This window comes from Microbulbifer maximicatervae (SeqCode) (genome assembly GCF_052467325.1).
On sequence record NZ_CP174310.1, the window covers coordinates 379087 to 394833 of the forward strand.

Annotated in this window: 16 protein-coding genes; 5 read left to right on the forward strand and 11 right to left on the reverse strand. The window is 47.1% G+C overall.

The genetic code is table 11. From position 1 onward, the window contains the following. Positions 1-94 precede the first annotated feature (94 nt). Genes ACJJIE_RS02005 through ACJJIE_RS02015 form a run of 3 tightly spaced genes read right to left on the reverse strand, consistent with a single transcriptional unit; the run spans position 95 to position 1291 of the window. Positions 95-529: a DUF6691 family protein gene (locus ACJJIE_RS02005; RefSeq protein WP_444893347.1), complete on the reverse strand. Its 435-nt coding sequence runs from the start codon at positions 527-529 to the stop codon at positions 95-97. After that, complete coding sequence (locus ACJJIE_RS02010) at positions 529-972, reverse strand: YeeE/YedE family protein (RefSeq protein ID WP_444893348.1); 444 nt, start codon at positions 970-972, stop codon at positions 529-531. The genes ACJJIE_RS02005 and ACJJIE_RS02010 overlap by 1 nt, the downstream gene beginning before the upstream one ends. Before the next feature lie 4 nt (positions 973-976). After that, a complete protein-coding gene (locus ACJJIE_RS02015; protein WP_282932131.1) occupies positions 977-1291 on the reverse strand; it encodes an ArsR/SmtB family transcription factor in 315 nt (104 codons plus the stop codon). 92 nt (positions 1292-1383) lie between these two features. Here ACJJIE_RS02015 and ACJJIE_RS02020 point away from each other — a divergent pair, with 92 nt between their 5' ends. The 3 genes from ACJJIE_RS02020 to ACJJIE_RS02030 all read left to right on the forward strand — a co-directional run bounded on the left by ACJJIE_RS02020 (position 1384) and on the right by ACJJIE_RS02030 (position 4541). Continuing rightward, a complete protein-coding gene (locus tag ACJJIE_RS02020) occupies positions 1384-2262 on the forward strand; it encodes an MBL fold metallo-hydrolase (protein WP_444893349.1) in 879 nt (292 codons plus the stop codon). A gap of 55 nt (positions 2263-2317) precedes the next feature. Next, a complete protein-coding gene (locus ACJJIE_RS02025; RefSeq protein WP_444893350.1) occupies positions 2318-2731 on the forward strand; it encodes a protein tyrosine phosphatase family protein in 414 nt (137 codons plus the stop codon). 91 nt (positions 2732-2822) lie between these two features. Then, entirely contained in the window at positions 2823-4541 is a 1719-nt protein-coding gene (locus ACJJIE_RS02030; protein ID WP_444893351.1) for a SulP family inorganic anion transporter, read from the forward strand. Between the two features lie 34 nt (positions 4542-4575). Here ACJJIE_RS02030 and ACJJIE_RS02035 read toward each other — a convergent pair whose 3' ends face one another. The 8 genes from ACJJIE_RS02035 to ahpC (ACJJIE_RS02070) all read right to left on the reverse strand — a co-directional run bounded on the left by ACJJIE_RS02035 (position 4576) and on the right by ahpC (ACJJIE_RS02070) (position 13661). Beyond that, the gene (locus ACJJIE_RS02035) at positions 4576-5862 is read right to left on the reverse strand and encodes a hypothetical protein (RefSeq protein WP_444893352.1); all 1287 of its coding nucleotides are present in this window, start codon (positions 5860-5862) and stop codon (positions 4576-4578) included. A 77-nt stretch (positions 5863-5939) separates the two neighbouring features. Further along, positions 5940-6449, reverse strand: coding sequence for an ester cyclase (locus ACJJIE_RS02040; protein ID WP_282932136.1), 510 nt, complete (start codon positions 6447-6449; stop codon positions 5940-5942). Positions 6450-6627: 178 nt separating this feature from the next. Next, positions 6628-7560: a hypothetical protein gene (locus ACJJIE_RS02045; RefSeq protein WP_444893353.1), complete on the reverse strand. Its 933-nt coding sequence runs from the start codon at positions 7558-7560 to the stop codon at positions 6628-6630. Between the two features lie 354 nt (positions 7561-7914). Beyond that, the gene (locus ACJJIE_RS02050; protein ID WP_444893354.1) at positions 7915-8868 is read right to left on the reverse strand and encodes a NosD domain-containing protein; all 954 of its coding nucleotides are present in this window, start codon (positions 8866-8868) and stop codon (positions 7915-7917) included. Positions 8869-9367: 499 nt separating this feature from the next. Further along, complete coding sequence (locus tag ACJJIE_RS02055) at positions 9368-10345, reverse strand: right-handed parallel beta-helix repeat-containing protein (protein ID WP_444893355.1); 978 nt, start codon at positions 10343-10345, stop codon at positions 9368-9370. Between the two features lie 301 nt (positions 10346-10646). Beyond that, a complete protein-coding gene (gene ahpF / locus ACJJIE_RS02060; RefSeq protein ID WP_444893356.1) occupies positions 10647-12197 on the reverse strand; it encodes an alkyl hydroperoxide reductase subunit F in 1551 nt (516 codons plus the stop codon). A gap of 76 nt (positions 12198-12273) precedes the next feature. Then, on the reverse strand, positions 12274-12840 hold the full coding sequence (gene ahpC, locus ACJJIE_RS02065; protein WP_282932142.1) for an alkyl hydroperoxide reductase subunit C: 567 nt from the start codon (positions 12838-12840) through the stop codon (positions 12274-12276). Positions 12841-13094: 254 nt separating this feature from the next. Then, complete coding sequence (gene ahpC, locus ACJJIE_RS02070; RefSeq protein WP_413662577.1) at positions 13095-13661, reverse strand: alkyl hydroperoxide reductase subunit C; 567 nt, start codon at positions 13659-13661, stop codon at positions 13095-13097. Between the two features lie 241 nt (positions 13662-13902). Here ahpC (ACJJIE_RS02070) and ACJJIE_RS02075 point away from each other — a divergent pair, with 241 nt between their 5' ends. Next, entirely contained in the window at positions 13903-15219 is a 1317-nt protein-coding gene (locus tag ACJJIE_RS02075) for a DUF2157 domain-containing protein (protein WP_444893357.1), read from the forward strand. Next, positions 15216-15743 carry a GDYXXLXY domain-containing protein gene (locus tag ACJJIE_RS02080; RefSeq protein ID WP_444893358.1) on the forward strand — a complete coding sequence of 176 codons (528 nt, stop codon included), beginning with the start codon at positions 15216-15218 and terminating at the stop codon, positions 15741-15743. Before ACJJIE_RS02075 ends, ACJJIE_RS02080 begins: the two co-directional genes overlap by 4 nt. Positions 15744-15747 lie beyond the last annotated feature (4 nt).

Below are 15747 nucleotides of genomic sequence, written 5' to 3' on the forward strand. Positions count from 1 at the left end.
CTTACACTTGTTTCCGCTCTCTTCCTGCCGCAATTGTGTGAACTGCTCAAACAAGATAGACGGCGGCTGCCTCACCGTTGTGCTTGGGCGCAAGTTACTCCACTGCGGCAGTGCGCTTGATCCCGAAGAGTTGGAGTATCCCCATACCCGTGAGCATGGCGAGCGTAAAAATTACCGCTTTTAGCTCTCCCGCCCCGGTAGCGACAATCGCCGGTCCGGGACAAAATCCCGCCAATCCCCAGCCGGCACCAAATAGAAGGCTGCCCAATACCAAGCGGCGATCAACCCGGTTACTTGCCGGCAGGTGAAGCGGTTGCTTCCAGATAGACTGTCCCCGACGCCTGATGAAATGGAATAGTGGCAGACCCACAGCGATAGCGCCAAACATCACCAGTCCCAGAGAGGGGTCCCAGGCGCCGGCTAGATCGAGGAAGCCCAGAACTTTCTCCGGGTTGGCCATACCGGAGAGCAATAACCCCAGGCCGAAAGTGAGCCCGGCCAAAAGTGCGCTGATATTGGTTTTCATCATCACTGCCCCAGCTGGCCGATCAGGAGGTGTCGCGTTAGAAATACGGTTGCGAAGCCCGCGGCCATAAATATCAGGGTGGCGGCTAGCGAGCGAGTGGAGAGTCGGGACAAGCCGCAAACACCATGGCCACTGGTACAACCGGAAGCCATCCGCGTGCCCAGGCCCACCAGTAATCCCGCTGCAATTAAGGTGGGATAACCTGCCTGGATATCAATGTCGGGCACTGCTGCAAAGATTTTCCAGGCAAGAGGGCTTATCAATAGCCCTCCGATAAAGGCCAGGCGCCATAGGGAGCCCTGGATTTGGTCAAGCAGTCCGCCAATGATGCCAGAGATACCTGCGATACGACCGTTAAAGGCGAGTAAAGCGGCACTGGCAAGGCCAATCAGCAGCCCCCCGGCGAGTGAAGTGCCAGGGGTGAAAGCGGTCCAATCGATGGTCATGGGATTACTCCGCACAGTAGAGCTGGTAAAGGGTTTGCAGCAGGGCGAGTACTCGCGGGTCTGCAACCCGGTAGAAGACGTTTTTTCCCTCGCGGCGTGTTTCGACCAGGCCTTCGCGACGGAGGACACCCAGTTGTTGGGACAGGCTTGGTTGATGAATACCCAGGCGCTCTTCCAATTCGCCTACATTTAACTCTTCCTGGCTGAGCTGACATAGAAGTAGCAAGCGGTCCTGATTGGCCAGGGAGCGCAGCATCGCTGCCGCCTGGCCAGCGGAATCGCGCATTTTGTTGAGATCGAGATGTTCAGTATCAGGCATAGTAACCAAATCAATTTACACAATTACAATATATTGTTTTATATAATATCACATTGTATATTGTTGGTGTAGTGAATACGGGAGAGCAGAAGATGGCTCATGAAGAACACTGTGCCCGGGTACAGCCGTTCCTGGATCGGGATACAGAAACCTGGAGCTATGTGGTGTACGACAGGGAAGGGGGTTCCGCCGCTATTGTGGACTCTGTGCTGAATTTTGATTCAGCCTCGGGTCGCACCAGTAGCCGAGGTGCTGAGGAGCTGGTGTCATTTATTCAAGAGAAAGACCTGACTCTGGAGTGGATACTGGAGACTCATGCCCATGCTGACCACTTATCAGCGGCACCGTTTTTACGCCAGCATTTGGGTGGGCGTATCGGAATCGGTGAACACATTTGCCAGGTGCAGAAAATCTTCCGCGATGTATTTAACCTTGAGCGGGAGTTCCTGGCAGATGGCAGTCAGTTTGATCATCTCTTTAAGGATGGTGAGACTTTCCAGGTGGGTAAGCTGACAGCGAAAGTGATTTACAGTCCCGGCCACACCCCCGCAGATATGGCCTGGCTAATCGGCGATGCGCTTTTTGTTGGCGATACCTTATTTATGCCGGATGTTGGCAGTGCGCGATGTGACTTCCCTGGCGGCGATGCGTCAGAGCTGTATCGCTCAGTGCGTAAAATCTTGTCCCTTCCCGACCAAACCCGCATGTTTATGTGTCACGACTACCCGCCTAAAGGTAAGCGGGGCTATCAGTGTGAGACCAGCGTGGGAGAGCAACGCAGGGAGAATATTCATTTGCGCGATGGGGTTGCCGAGGACGATTTTGTCGCGGTGCGCCGCAAGCGCGATGCCACTTTATCTGTGCCGCGGCTGATAGTACCGTCTGTGCAGGTGAATATTCGTGCGGGGCAAATGCCCCCGGCAGAATCGAATGGTACGGTTTATTTGAAAGTGCCGCTTAATCAGCTTTAGACGAAATTATTGATCGATATATTTATTCAGTTGAATGCATAGAACTGAGGTGACAATGAATATTAAACAACTAGATGAACAGGTGAGCGTTTCTGAGCATATAGCCTGTGAAAGTATGGTGCCATTGGCTCAGAGTGGGGTGCAAGTTGTAGTATGCAATTGCCCGGAAGGTGAGAGTGAGACTCACCCTTCCTATGTGGAAATGGAGCAGGCCGCATTGGCGGTGGGCATTAAATTTGTGGCTATACCTTTTACTCGCGGACGTATGATGCGAAATCACTGCGAGGCATTTCGTGATGTTTTGCAGGAAGGAGACAAAGTGCACGCGTTTTGCCGGACGGGAAATCGTTCCAGCCAGGTATGGGCCGGTGCCAAGGTCCTGATGGGGGCAGATAAAAAGCAGCTCAATTCCCAGGCGCAGGCCGCAGGATTCGATATTGGTGCAGTGCTGATATCGATTGTACCCTAGCTCTAAAGTGCAGCACTTTCGGTGCTGCAATTCAACCCCTTCTTTTAAGGCGATAGAACTCAGGCCGTAAGGCCAGAGCGGAAAACAGATCATGGCGATGCAGCATCTCACCAGATGGTTTCCCATTCTGGCTACTATTCAATTCTATAATCGACAGTTACTGATTCAGGATTTACTGGCGGCTCTTGTTGTCACCGTGCTTCTGATCCCGCAATCGCTAGCTTATGCTCTGCTGGCCGGGCTGCCAGCTGAAGTAGGGCTCTACGCAAGTATGGTTCCGCTGGTGATCTATGGCGTTTTTGGTAGCAGCAGAACCCTATCTGTAGGGCCTGTAGCAGTAATCTCCTTGATGAGTGCGACTGCCTTGGGTGAGGTAACAGCCAGTGGTCAGGTAGATTATCTCACCGCTGCTGCCGTGTTGGCGTTGCTGTCAGGCGTGATACTTGCGGTGCTAGGGATATTTAGGTTGGGCTTTCTGGCTGATTTTCTATCCCTCCCGGTAATTTCAGGATTTATAACTGCGTCTGCCTTATTAATTGCACTTAGCCAGGTTGCTCAATTGTTGGGCGTGTCAGCAAATGGAGACACACTACTGGAGTTGCTACCGAACTTGGCCGAGAATTTGGCTAACTATAATCAACTGACTTTGTTGGTCGGACTGGGGGTGGTGCTATTTCTATATCTAACAAAAGCTTGTGCTGTGCAGCTTTTACAGAAGCTAGGGGTAGCATCTAGAACTGCCGATCTTTTAACTAAAGCAGCTCCTGCGGTGTCTGTATTGGTGACTATTTACGTCTCATATACTTTTGACTTCCAAGCTTGGGGAGTAGCACTAATTGGTAGTGTGCCGTCAGGCCTCCCCTCATTTACCAGACCGAACCTTTCTCTTTCCCTTCTTGAATCTCTAGCGGTGCCTGCGCTAATGATTGCCATTATTGGCTATGTTGAATCCGTATCCGTGGCCAAGACTTTAGCTACAAGACGCCGGCAGAGAATTGATGCGAATCAAGAATTGGTGGCTTTAGGGTTAGCAAATGTGGGGGCGGGTTTCTCTGGTGGGTTTCCAGTTAGTGGTGGCTTTTCTCGGTCTGTAGTTAATGATGCAGCTGGAGCGCAGACACAGTTTGCCAGCCTATTTACCGCCTTTGGTATTGGTTGTACGGCCCTTTTTCTTACTTTACCGCTATATTTTCTTCCAAAGGTAACTCTTGCGGCCACAATTATTTTTTCCGTCTTAGCATTGGTAGATGTTTCTATTCTTCGAAAGACTTGGCATTTCTCTAAAGCAGACTTTATGTCTGTGTCATTAACAATTGCAGTTACTCTGCTCCTGGGTGTGGAGGTTGGTGTGGTCTGTGGAGTGGGGGCATCACTCCTTTTATTCATTTATCGTGCGTCGAGACCTCATATTGCTGAAGTAGGCTTGGTGGAAGGCACTGAACACTTTCGCAACATTGATCGTTATACTGTGACGACTGTTCCAGAGGTGCTCACCTTCAGGGTTGATGGCCGATTGATGTTCTCCAATATTAGAATCCTGGAAGAGCGTATTTATTCTAGTGTGGAGCAGAGAAAAGCAATCAAGCATGTGATATTAATGTGTAGTGCAGTTAATGAGATTGACTGGAGTGCCCTGGAAGTGTTACAGGCGATCAATGTTAATCTGACGGATAAAGGTATAACTCTTCATTTGTCTGAAGTTAAAGGTCCGGTTAAAGATAGGTTGGAGGCAAGTCACTTTTTAAGTAAGTTGTCGGGGCGGGTGTTTTTGAGTCAATATCAGGCGTTTTTATTTGCATCCTCGAGCTAAATTTGCGGCTAAGTTTTGTGAAAGGTTGATGGGCTTATTTACTGGAAATAAGGTTGTTGAGAATACGCATGTACTCATCAACAAATAAGTCAATACTATGCCTGCTAATCAATGGTTCACAATAGCCAAAAACGAAAACAGCGTTGCGATAGGTGGTGTAGGTAACGGCCATAAGAGGATTTATACCGTTGGTTAGGGTAATCATAGGTTTTTGTATCTCGAAATACTGCATTTCATCCGCCAATAAGCGCATGCTACCCACATTGGAAACGATAATTCCTGCAGGAAAAGACTTTTGCTGATTCGTTATTACTGATGCCATACGGGTGATATCATCCATTTTATAGTCTGAGCTTAGATTTTTTGTCATCGGACTTTGCTTGAGGAGCACTGAAAAAATCTGTTCTTGAAGCTTCCTGGCCACGTCAATAACATCGGCAGACTCAATATTTTTTGGTAAGTCTAAGCTGGTGGTCTCTGAAAATGCTCCAATGTGACCTATAGGAATGCTTGGCGAGCATAATCCTCTGGCATCCATAGCTAGGATAACTTCTGTTAGGTTTTTGTCGACAGGTATAGCTCTTGCTGCAATCGATGCAATGGCACAATAAATTGCTGTGATTTTAATTCCCTTGTCTTTGCCCCACCTGGCTAGTTTGTGAATTTTCTCTGGGGGCATCAGGTATGAGACGGCGCAAGCTCTACGTTCTTTTGGTGCAGCCTGTTTCTCTACTGGCCAGCAAAAACCCCTCATATTCTTGTGCTCAATTTCTTTTTCTCCAAAGTAGCCAGCTGATTTAAGTTGGCTCGCAATACTCTCTTGCAGCGGTAGTGATTTAGTCTCCTCTGGATCTATGCTTGAGCGTAGAAATTTGTCCAAATCTGAAAATATGGTCATTACTGATCTGCCATCAAATGCCGCATGATTATTGATGACTGAAATCCACTTTACGAACCCTTCTTTATCAAGATATAGCTTAAGGCTATATACATATTTCTCACTATCCAGACAGTTTGTGCCATGGTTTTTAAACTCATCCTCTAAGTTGAGAGCGCCACTAACCTGGCATGTCTTTAATGGGATATCATTGAAGTCAACATCGCAAACCCAGTGAAGTTTTTCCCCTCTTTGGATGCGGGCACGTAGAAGGGGATGGCGCCGGTGCAGGTATTCTAATCCCTTACGTAAAATGTCAACACTTAACGGTTTGCAAACCTTTATGAAAGAAACAAATTGCAAGCCACCGTAGGAAAGCCGTGTCATCTCAATAAACAAAGCCTCTTGGGGGCCAAGTTCTCGAGATGGAGCTTCTGAACTCATAAGAGATACCGGTCAATAATATCGATAGATTTGGTCTGAACTAATCCATATTAAGGATTCACTTTGTTCGTGATAGATTATTCCAGTGCGCCAAGCTGTTTCAGGAATCCATATTTGTCCCAAGTGACCCAGGCTTCGACTATTTTTCCATTCTGGATCTTGCTAAACTCTACCGCATCCCAAGTGATAGTTTTCTTTGTTGGATTTTCCCCCATAAATGAACCGACATGTTTGGCTCTGATTGTAATATGAGTTGCTACTAAATCTCCTTCCGCAACTTGCCTGTTGTTGATTGCTTTGACATCTTTGAATGCTGTATGGAACTTTGCTGCTTCTTCTTCAAGCTGTTTGAGGTTACGTTTCTGTGGGCCTGCACTATCCGATGTTGAAGAGTCCAGGTTGTTTATATAGTCAGGAGAAAAGACTTTATTGGGGTCAACTTTACTTCCACTCAGCCAGATATCAACAGCCTGCATGGCAAGCTTTTTATTTTCCTGTAAGTTGTTTGATTGTGCGAGAGCGGGCGGGGTCAGGTAAAAAAGGTAGCAAAATGCAAAGAGTAGAGAGTAAAAAGTTGGCTTGTTCACCGGTGAACCTCATTCTATTGAAGTGAGTTATTGCCTTCAACTTATTTGTTGGTGGCATGGTGGATGTACATGTGAGCGTGTCATCTGATATTTTGGATATATATCGACTCAGTTTAGTTTGGGTTTTATAAAGTCCGGGATGCTGCCCACAAGTGGGCAGCATTGTGCAGGTGATTCGCTACTGTAAAATCACACCTATATTTGCGTTCCCGGTTTGATTGGCAATAGCGGATTGCGCATCGCCAATTTGCGTTGTTGTTTGGGCGTTACCCACACCATTTTGGTAAGTTTGAGCGGAAGAACCAATACCTGTTGCCGTAATATTGGCAAAGTTGGAAGTCCCAAGCTGCTCGGTCAGTGCGTAGTGATCTGAACCCGTCTGGTTATGAATGGCAACATTGTTGTCGCCAATTTGCCAGAGGTTGCTCTCGTGATCATCGTTGGTTTGAATCACATTAAGGGTGTTGGTAGTACCGTCCTGATATGAGTAGGAGTAGTTAGAGTCTCCATTGACTTGATTGTGTGTCGCCAGGTTGGAATCGCCGAGCTGATCTACATAGACTTCACTGTTTGACGTCAGTGTTTGGGTAACAAATGCGGTTTGGTTTACTCCAGCTTGAGTCACCACAATAACATCATCGGTACTATTAGTTTGATTTAAGGTTGCACTGTGACCATCTCCATCTTGGGTAATGGACATGGTGCTACCGTCAACAAATGACTGGAGAGTGAAGACGTATTGATTGTTGTCTCCCTGATTGATTTCGATATAGGCGCCTACAGAGTTATCCTGATAGGACTCGGCTGTATTCATATCGCCAGTTTGATTATGAATAATCGTGCCACCATCACTGTTAGCGGATTGCTCCGCATAGCTGGTGTTGTTATCACCGATCTGAGTTTGATCGATGGTATTGTTTGTGGCGGTTGGATCACTTTGATCAGCTGTCGCAGTGTTCCCAAGACCTTCCTGGTATACCGTAGCGGTATTGGTGTCGGCGATAGCGCCCTGACTAATGATTGCCAGGGCAATACTGGCGGCTAGAGGTGCAATATTCTTCATCATAAACTCCTTTAGTGATGAGACTGTACGACCAATGTCGTTTTCCATTGCATTTTCAAGGTTGAGGTCGTATCAATCACCGTTCACTAGCCTGATCATCGGAATTTGGCCGACAACCTGGCACGTACTCCTTGTGAATGGGGTTGATACAAGTATGAGTTTGATAGATGGCCTAGATAGACGCTATGAGAGGTAAGTGCTGATTTAGTGGGACATTAGTTTAATGGGAGGTTTTACTTATTTTTGTTAAACAACTGATAAATAAATAGTGGTGCTGTTGATAAAGGCGTAGCATTCCAATTCAATGTAAATCCTAAAGTTGCGTTGGTAATTATGTAAGAAGACGATATGGAGCTTTATTATCGTCTTCAAACTAAACCTTCGATTGAGTAATCTTTTCGCTTAATTCAGGCATGAAGGGTCGCTGGTAACAAAAGTATTACCTAACCAAGTATTGGCGGTGCAGCTTGGATCATCGGGGGAGTAAAGATCAAAACTCCCATTGTTTAGCGATGAGTTGGATAAAATGTTATTGCCACTAGCATTTGCATCCTCAATATATATTCCGTAATCCGTATTATCGCTAACGCTATTTATAGTGACTGTATTGCTATCTGCATTATCAATTGCGATGCCGGTTAGACTGTTTGTTACTACATTTTGAGATATAAGGTTTGAATCTGATTCAAATGTTAAAATGCCTTCACCTGCACTCTGATCGATAATGTTTGATGTAACTATGTTGGAGCTGCCAGGGGGTTCAATAGATATACCAACACCAGAGCCATTAGTGTCAGAGGTGTTGGTGATTATATTGCCAGAAACACTATTTGAAGACCCCTCTATTTGCACGCCAACGTTATCCATACCATCAACAGTATTTCCGAAAACCTGGTTGAAATCATTGTCTTCAATTCGTATACCAAAGTTAGAGTCGGGGACGTTCGACTGTATCTGAACACCGGAGATAAAGTTGTGATCGCTTATAACAAATAATGCAGTAGAGGTAGGGTTAACAATATCAACGTCTACAACCTGGTGGGAGCCGTCTCCTGTTAATATAATGCTATTATTACAGTTTTCGACAGTCCCTGAGGATATTCTCGCAAAAAACCCACCAAGAACTATACCATTATTTGCTGTGAGAGGGCATGTAACGGTAAAGCCATTCATATTAAGGCTGCCTGATGGACCCACAATGCTGAATGCAACATTTGTAGTGCAATTTAAATCTTCAGTTAGCGTCTCCGCTGTAGTGATACTGCCTCCACAGGTAACGGCATAGCTATTAATAGAGGTTGATATTGCGGCGGTTGTTAAAAGGATGTAACAAAGGGCTATTGTTAGTTTTTTCATAGGGTTTGTACCATGTCAGTAATTATTGCGGATACCTTAGATAGGCAGTTTTTTAGTCTGGGTGAATTTCGTGAGGATATATCAGTGTTCCCCTTGCAATATTTAGTTGTTTTAATGATTTTTAATAATACTTAATTTAAATGATAGAGGATGGCTTAAGGGCTATTTCTAATAATGAATCTATTACTACGCATTTAAATGGGCTGTTTGTCTGTTTTAGAGCGCTATTTATTGTTGGGGTTGTTTAGGTATAGACAGGCAGGATGGCTGAAGTTTTTATCTCTTGACATACAAAGCGATTCACACTTCGCGTTGCGACTTCTTGAAAGGTCTAGACATCCCTACGCAACAACGCCTTGATTGTGAACCGCTCTGTATCCCAGAGGCATCACGGAGCTATTCAGAGGCTCCCTGGTTATTTATGCTATTTGTTAGCCAGCGATATACTACTCAGCTATTGCTTGTATATTAGGGAGTGTGAATGTAATCGAGTGAATATTTAGTCCAGACAGTTGGGATCGTTGGTTGTAGAGATGTTGCCAATCCAGTTGTTCGAAGATGTGCAGTTCGGATCATCAGGGGAGTAAAGGTCGAATATACCATTGTCATTGGCTGTATTAGATAAAATGTTATTGAATTCAGCGCTAGTTCCCTCGATCACTATGCCATAGTCAATGTTATTGTCAGCTTCATTACTGCTTACGGTATTGCTGTCACTATTGTTGATTCTGATTCCAGTGGTGCTGTTCGATATACTATTTTGAGAAATGAGATTTGAATCTGAACTTACAGATATTCCCACATCTCCATCGCCATTGAGAGTGTTGAATATTCTCGCTTTACTGTCACTGGTTATAGTGTTAAGTAGGATTAAGTTGTTCCCTCCATCGGAATCAAGAGCTATGCCAAAATCACCAGGGTTAAGAATTTCATTTCCGGTGACTGTATTGCTTCGCCCCTCTATATATATTCCTGAAAATCCCGGGAACTCTAGAAAATTTCCAGTGATCTGATTGAGACTTGCGGGATTAGCTGTTTCTATGCCTATTGCATATTGCGTACCATTAAAAGGTATCACGATGCCGGTAACAAAATTACTGTTACTTTCAATACGTACGCCCACACCTACAAGATTGTTAATCTCAATATCACTGACAAAATGAACACCATCTTCCGTGAGTGCTATTGAGTCATTGCAATTGTCTATTACACCATTAAACAGGCTTGCAGCTAGCCCTGTTAGATAGATGCCCTCATGTAATGGTTCTATACAGGTAATAGTAAACCCATTTAAGTTCAGCCCGCCACCGGGGCCGTTAATTGTGAGGGCTGGATTGGTTTCGCAGGAGAGATCTTCTGTGAGGGATTCCTGGGTAGTAATCGTGTCACCACAGCTCACAGCAAAACTGTTTGAGGCTAAAGGTAATCCAAAGGTTGGTAGCAGGGTTAAAAATAGCGTTAGGTTTGGCTTCTTCATGGGGGGCTCCCAAGATAATGAGTCTATTATTTACTCTAAAGTTTTCTTTCGATTGGTAATTGATAGGTGATGCCAAGTGGTATTTTATAGGGTTTAACCAGTTTGTTTTTGGTTTGTTAATAATATATATAAATTAAGGGTGCAGATTTAGTGCCCATTATAAATATAGGTTTATAAATGGCGCATGATATTTTATGTGGGCTCAGGTCTTAGCTTGAAGTTTGTTCTCCTATATTGTCCGTGCTTAAAGTGAATATAAAAAAGGGCCAGTCAATGACTGGCCCTTTTTACCGCTCTGGTGTTATTCAACCGAAGACCTAATCAAGTAGTCAAATGCGCCCAGCGCAGCAGTTGCACCTGCACCCATAGAGATCACGATCTGTTTGTAGGGGACAGTGGTCGCATCGCCGGCGGCGTAAACGCCGGGGACTGAAGTTGCGCCGCGCTCGTCGATCACGATTTCGCCCATGCGATTCATCTCTATATCGGTTTCCTTAAGGAACTCCGTATTGGGTACCAGGCCAATCTGTACGAAGACGCCTGCCAGGTCGAGTTGCTTGTTTTCACCACTCTCTCGATCGGTATAGGCCAGGCCGTTAACTTTGTTGCCGTCGCCGAGTACTTCGGTGGTTTGCGCATTGACGATAATATCAATGTTATCCATTAACTGAGCCTTGCGTACCAGCACCTCGTCTGCACGCAGTTTATCGGCGAACTCCAGTACGGTGACGTGCTCAACGATTCCGGCGAGGTCGATAGCTGCTTCGATGCCCGAGTTGCCGCCACCGATAACGGCTACGCGCTTACCTTTAAAGAAGGGGCCGTCGCAATGGGGGCAGTAGGCTACACCCTTGGTGCGGTACTCGGCTTCGCCGGGAACCCCCAGTTCCCTCCAGCGGGCACCGGTAGCCAATACTACAGAGCGGCTGGATAGGGTCGCACCGCTTTGTAGTTTGATATCTACCAATTCGTTGCGTCGCAAGTTGGCTGCACGTTGGTCGGTAATAATATCAACACCATACTCTTTAACATGTTGCTCAAGGCTGGCTGCGAGCTTGGGGCCTTCGGTGTAGGGTACAGAGATAAAGTTCTCGATGCCTACGGTATCCATTACCTGACCGCCGAAGCGCTCTGCCACTATGCCAGTGCGAATGCCTTTGCGAGCGGCATAAATAGCAGCAGCTGCGCCCGCTGGGCCACCCCCTACTACTAAAAGATCGTAGGGTGCTTTTTCATTCAGTTCTTCAGCTTTACGCTCGGCTGCGCCAGTATCCAGTTTTCCAACAATCTCTTCGAGGGACATCCTGCCTTGGCCGAAGTGTTCACCATTGAGGTAAACCGCAGGTACAGCCATAACATTGCGCTTTTCAACTTCCTCTTGGAACAGGCCACCGTCGATCATTTCGTGGGTGATGTTTGGGTTGAGGGTTGCCATCAGGTTCAGCGCTTGGACGACATCCGGGCAGTTTTGGCAAGAGAGCGAGATATAGGTTTCAAAGTGGAATTCACCCTTCAGGTTTCGTACCTGCTCCAGTAGCTCCGGGTCTGCTTTTGAGGGATGGCCCCCCGCTTGCAATAGTGCCAGTACGAGTGAGGTAAATTCATGTCCCAGGGGAATACCGGCAAAGCTAACCCGGGGTTCCTCTCCGGCAGGGGCGATGGCCATATTCGGCGTGCGCTTGGCTTGACTCTGCTGTGCAGTAATTTTGTTGGAGAGTCCAGAGATTTCATCTACCAGCGCTTCCAGCTCTTTGGATTTTTCACTGTTATCTGTGGACACACGAATCTCGATCGGCTTGACGATATTCTGCAGGTAAGTGTCCAGTTGTTTTTTCAGGTTTACGTCCAACATCGGTGTGTCCTTTCTCTAACAATTTAAGGCTTGGTTGTGGCCCACCTTTTGATGGGCCGGGTCAGAGGTGTTTGGGTTAAATCTTTCCTACCAGATCTAGGGAAGGGGCTAAGGTCTCTTCGCCTTCTTTCCACTTGGCCGGGCAGACTTCACCGGGGTGAGCGGCGATGTACTGGGCAGCTTTGATCTTGCGCAACAACTCGCTGGCATCGCGACCGATTCCGCCGGCTGTGATCTCGACAATTTGGATACGGCCTTCCGGGTCGATTACAAAGGTGCCGCGATCGGCGATGCCTTCTTCCTCGATCATCACACCGAAGTTGCGGGTGATGGTGCCGGTGGGGTCGCCGATCATCGGGTATTGGATTTTGCCGATGGTGTCGGAAGAGTCGTGCCAGGCTTTGTGGGTGAAGTGGGTATCGGTAGATACGGAGTAGATCTCAACCCCCAACTTCTTGAACTCTTCATAGTTGTCGGCGAGATCGCCCAGCTCAGTGGGGCAGACAAAGGTGAAGTCTGCGGGGTAGAAGAAGAATACGGCCCACTTGCCTTTAACGTCGGCGTCGCTGATATCGAAGAAGTTGCCGTTCTGATAAGCCTTGGCATTAAAGGGTTTCAGCTGGGATTCGATGTAACGTGACATGGATAGCTCCTTATTCATCACTGTCTTGTTGGTCGTTGTCTGGGAACGGGATTTATACTATCGGTCAATTGCCTTTAATAAAAATTACCAATATCTATATGTTTGATAGTATTTGATAATTACAGCTTAAATTTCGATAGCTTTTTATTTGTGGGTGACTTGAGAGGCGTGGGTGGTTCCAGGTAGCAAAAACGACAATGCCCGCCAAAAGGGCGGGCAAGGTCAGTTCCAATCCTGTGAGGGCTTGGGAAGTCTTAAATTTTGCCTACCAGATCCAGAGAGGGGGCCAGGGTTTCCTCACCTTCCTTCCATTTTGCTGGGCAAACTTCACCGGGGTGAGCAGCAATGTACTGGGCAGCTTTGATCTTGCGCAGCAGCTCACTGGCATCGCGGCCGATACCGCCAGCAGTAATTTCCACAATTTGAACACGACCTTCCGGGTCGATTACGAAAGTACCGCGGTCGGCAATGCCTTCTTCCTCAATCATTACACCGAAGTTGCGGGTGATGGTACCGGTAGGATCACCGATCATCGGGTACTGGATCTTACCGATGGTGTCAGAGGAATCGTGCCAGGCCTTGTGGGTGAAGTGAGTGTCTGTGGAGACTGAGTAGATCTCTACACCCAGCTTCTTAAACTCCTCATAGTTGTCTGCCAGATCGCCTAATTCAGTGGGGCATACGAAGGTGAAGTCTGCGGGGTAAAAGAAGAATACGGCCCATTTACCTTTGACGTCAGAGTCACTTACATCGTGAAATTCGCCATTTTGGTAGGCTTTGGCGTTAAACGGCTTGAGTTCGGATTCGATATAGCGGGACATGGTTAGCTCCTTATTGGTGCCTGGCTCTTAACTTTGATGTTGTTCATGCTATTGGTTGAGCTTTGATAATAGAAATTAACAATTTAAATGTCTGAGATAGCTTTCTGCTATCTAGGCAGCCTGGCGATAATTTAGTCTGCAATCCGTACCAATTTGAGGTCGTCGGTTACATCGGGGATACTCGGGACCAAAGTAATAATACCCATCTATCGTGTGTGGGTAATTTTCACAAGGCGCATCTATGCGATTGATTCGGTTGCTTAAGCATGACTTGGCCCGAGAGGCCGGAGATTGGGTTGAAGACGGTGTGATCAGTGAAGCTCAGGCTGAGCAGATCTGTGCCCGCTATGAAGTGGATTATCACCGGGCGCAAGAAAGAACACTTGGATATCGCATTTTGATTGGGTTGGCCTATCTCTTTATCGGGCTGGCGGTGATTACACTGATTGGGGCCAATTGGGAGGAAATCCCCAGAGCGCTGCGAATGGGGGGGCTGATCGCTTTGACCTTGGTGACCCAGGGAGTGGCGTTTAAGGTTTACCTGTCTGGAGATCGGAAAGCCGGAGAGGGCTTGTTCTTGTTGGGCAACCTGTTTTTTGGTGCGGCGATTATTTTGATCGCACAGGTATACCACTTGGGCGAGCATATGCCAGATGGTATTTTTTGGTGGGCACTGGGTAGTTTGCCATTTGCTTTAATTACCCGCAGCCCATGGATTGCAGAGCAGTCCTTGCTCTTGGCTTTGCTTTGGTTCTTCCTGGAGTCGAGTTTAGGCTTTTACCCCGCCCTGTTCCCAATTTTCTTGCTGGGGGCCCTCTATATCCTGTTAAGTGGTCGTGCGAGCGTGATTCTCTTGCTGACCTTTATCTTTGGCTTAGGTTTTTGGCTGGAATTTTCCCTATCAGAATTTTGGCGTTTGCAGGATGGGAAATTTAGTGCGGATATTTATCCGGAGAACCTTGCTGCTGCAGTCTCGCTCTTTATCCTGATGTATTGCTTTGCCCATTGGTTGGCAACTCGCCCGTCGGCGGTAGCCAAGGACTACGCAGCGGTAATCTCTATTTGGTGCCTTCGGTTCACTTTAATTGGCTTACTGATTTTTAGCTTTGAATATCCCTGGGAGGAGATGATAGAAGCCCCCTGGAGTCACCTACCTTCTATGTGGGCGGTAGTGGGGACTATGTCTGCTGTGTCGATAGTGTTGGCGCTGCTGTCCCAGAGGTTGCTATTCGGACTGGGGTTGTGCGGTGTTTTTGCGGCAGTACTTGCGTTCGTAACAAATGCCAGCTCCAGTGACTACGCAGTTTGGTTACAAATTTTTACAAACTTCGCCCTGATTGCCTGTGGAATCTGGTTGATCTTCAGGGGTGTTCACGATGGAATCTCGCACTACTTCTTCCTCGGAGTTATGGCGGTTCTGTTGACGGCTCTGCTGCGCTATATTGACTTGATTGGCGACTATATAGGAGCAGCTCTCCTGTTTATTCTCTTCGCAGTTTTATTGCTGGCAGCAGCCAAGTATTGGAAATATCACCAGGCGGGGGGAAGTTTGCGATGAAACGTAGAGTTGTGATTGGCCTGGTTGTCGCCATTGGCGTGCAGTTTTTTATACTGATAGGAATGTATATTAAGGCTCAAATGCCGCTGTGGACGGGCCAGCCTGTCTCAGTGAAAACTGTTCCTGTGGACCCGCGCTCATTATTTCGCGGTAACTATGCCCAGTTGAGTTACCCCTTTTCCACTTTAGATAAAGCCTTGTTTAAAGGGCAGGGACGGCTGCGTCAGGGAGAGGTGGTTTATGTGGGCTTAGAAAAAGGGGCATCCGGATTGTATGAACGAGCCTCTGTCAGCCTTGAACAACCACAGGGCGGAGTCTTTATTCGAGGGCGGGTAGCAGGCCAGAATTTTTGGAATTCATCAGATAGCTACCGGATTCGCTACGGTATTGAAGCCTACTTTGCTCCGAAGGAAAAAGCCCTGGATCTGGAAAAACAACTGCGGGAGGGTGGCGTGGCCGAATTGATGATTTCTGCGGATGGGCGAGCGAGCTTGAAGGTTGTCAGAGGCTCAGGAAATCAATAGGCAA

Bases quoted from the DNA above. Each gene is read 5' to 3' on its own strand.
- ACJJIE_RS02005 (WP_444893347.1), bottom strand. From the start codon at position 529: ATGATGAAAACCAATATCAGCGCACTTTTGGCCGGGCTCACTTTCGGC.
- ACJJIE_RS02010 (WP_444893348.1), bottom strand. From the start codon at position 972: ATGACCATCGATTGGACCGCTTTCACCCCTGGCACTTCACTCGCCGGG.
- ACJJIE_RS02015 (WP_282932131.1), bottom strand. From the start codon at position 1,291: ATGCCTGATACTGAACATCTCGATCTCAACAAAATGCGCGATTCCGCT.
- ACJJIE_RS02020 (WP_444893349.1), top strand. From the start codon at position 1,384: ATGGCTCATGAAGAACACTGTGCCCGGGTACAGCCGTTCCTGGATCGG.
- ACJJIE_RS02025 (WP_444893350.1), top strand. From the start codon at position 2,318: ATGAATATTAAACAACTAGATGAACAGGTGAGCGTTTCTGAGCATATA.
- ACJJIE_RS02030 (WP_444893351.1), top strand. From the start codon at position 2,823: ATGGCGATGCAGCATCTCACCAGATGGTTTCCCATTCTGGCTACTATT.
- ACJJIE_RS02035 (WP_444893352.1), bottom strand. From the start codon at position 5,862: ATGAGTTCAGAAGCTCCATCTCGAGAACTTGGCCCCCAAGAGGCTTTG.
- ACJJIE_RS02045 (WP_444893353.1), bottom strand. From the start codon at position 7,560: ATGGAAAACGACATTGGTCGTACAGTCTCATCACTAAAGGAGTTTATG.
- ACJJIE_RS02050 (WP_444893354.1), bottom strand. From the start codon at position 8,868: ATGAAAAAACTAACAATAGCCCTTTGTTACATCCTTTTAACAACCGCC.
- ACJJIE_RS02055 (WP_444893355.1), bottom strand. From the start codon at position 10,345: ATGAAGAAGCCAAACCTAACGCTATTTTTAACCCTGCTACCAACCTTT.
- ahpF (WP_444893356.1), bottom strand. From the start codon at position 12,197: ATGTTGGACGTAAACCTGAAAAAACAACTGGACACTTACCTGCAGAAT.
- ahpC (WP_282932142.1), bottom strand. From the start codon at position 12,840: ATGTCACGTTACATCGAATCCCAGCTGAAACCCTTTAATGCCAAGGCT.
- ahpC (WP_413662577.1), bottom strand. From the start codon at position 13,661: ATGTCCCGCTATATCGAATCCGAACTCAAGCCGTTTAACGCCAAAGCC.
- ACJJIE_RS02075 (WP_444893357.1), top strand. From the start codon at position 13,903: ATGCGATTGATTCGGTTGCTTAAGCATGACTTGGCCCGAGAGGCCGGA.
- ACJJIE_RS02080 (WP_444893358.1), top strand. From the start codon at position 15,216: ATGAAACGTAGAGTTGTGATTGGCCTGGTTGTCGCCATTGGCGTGCAG.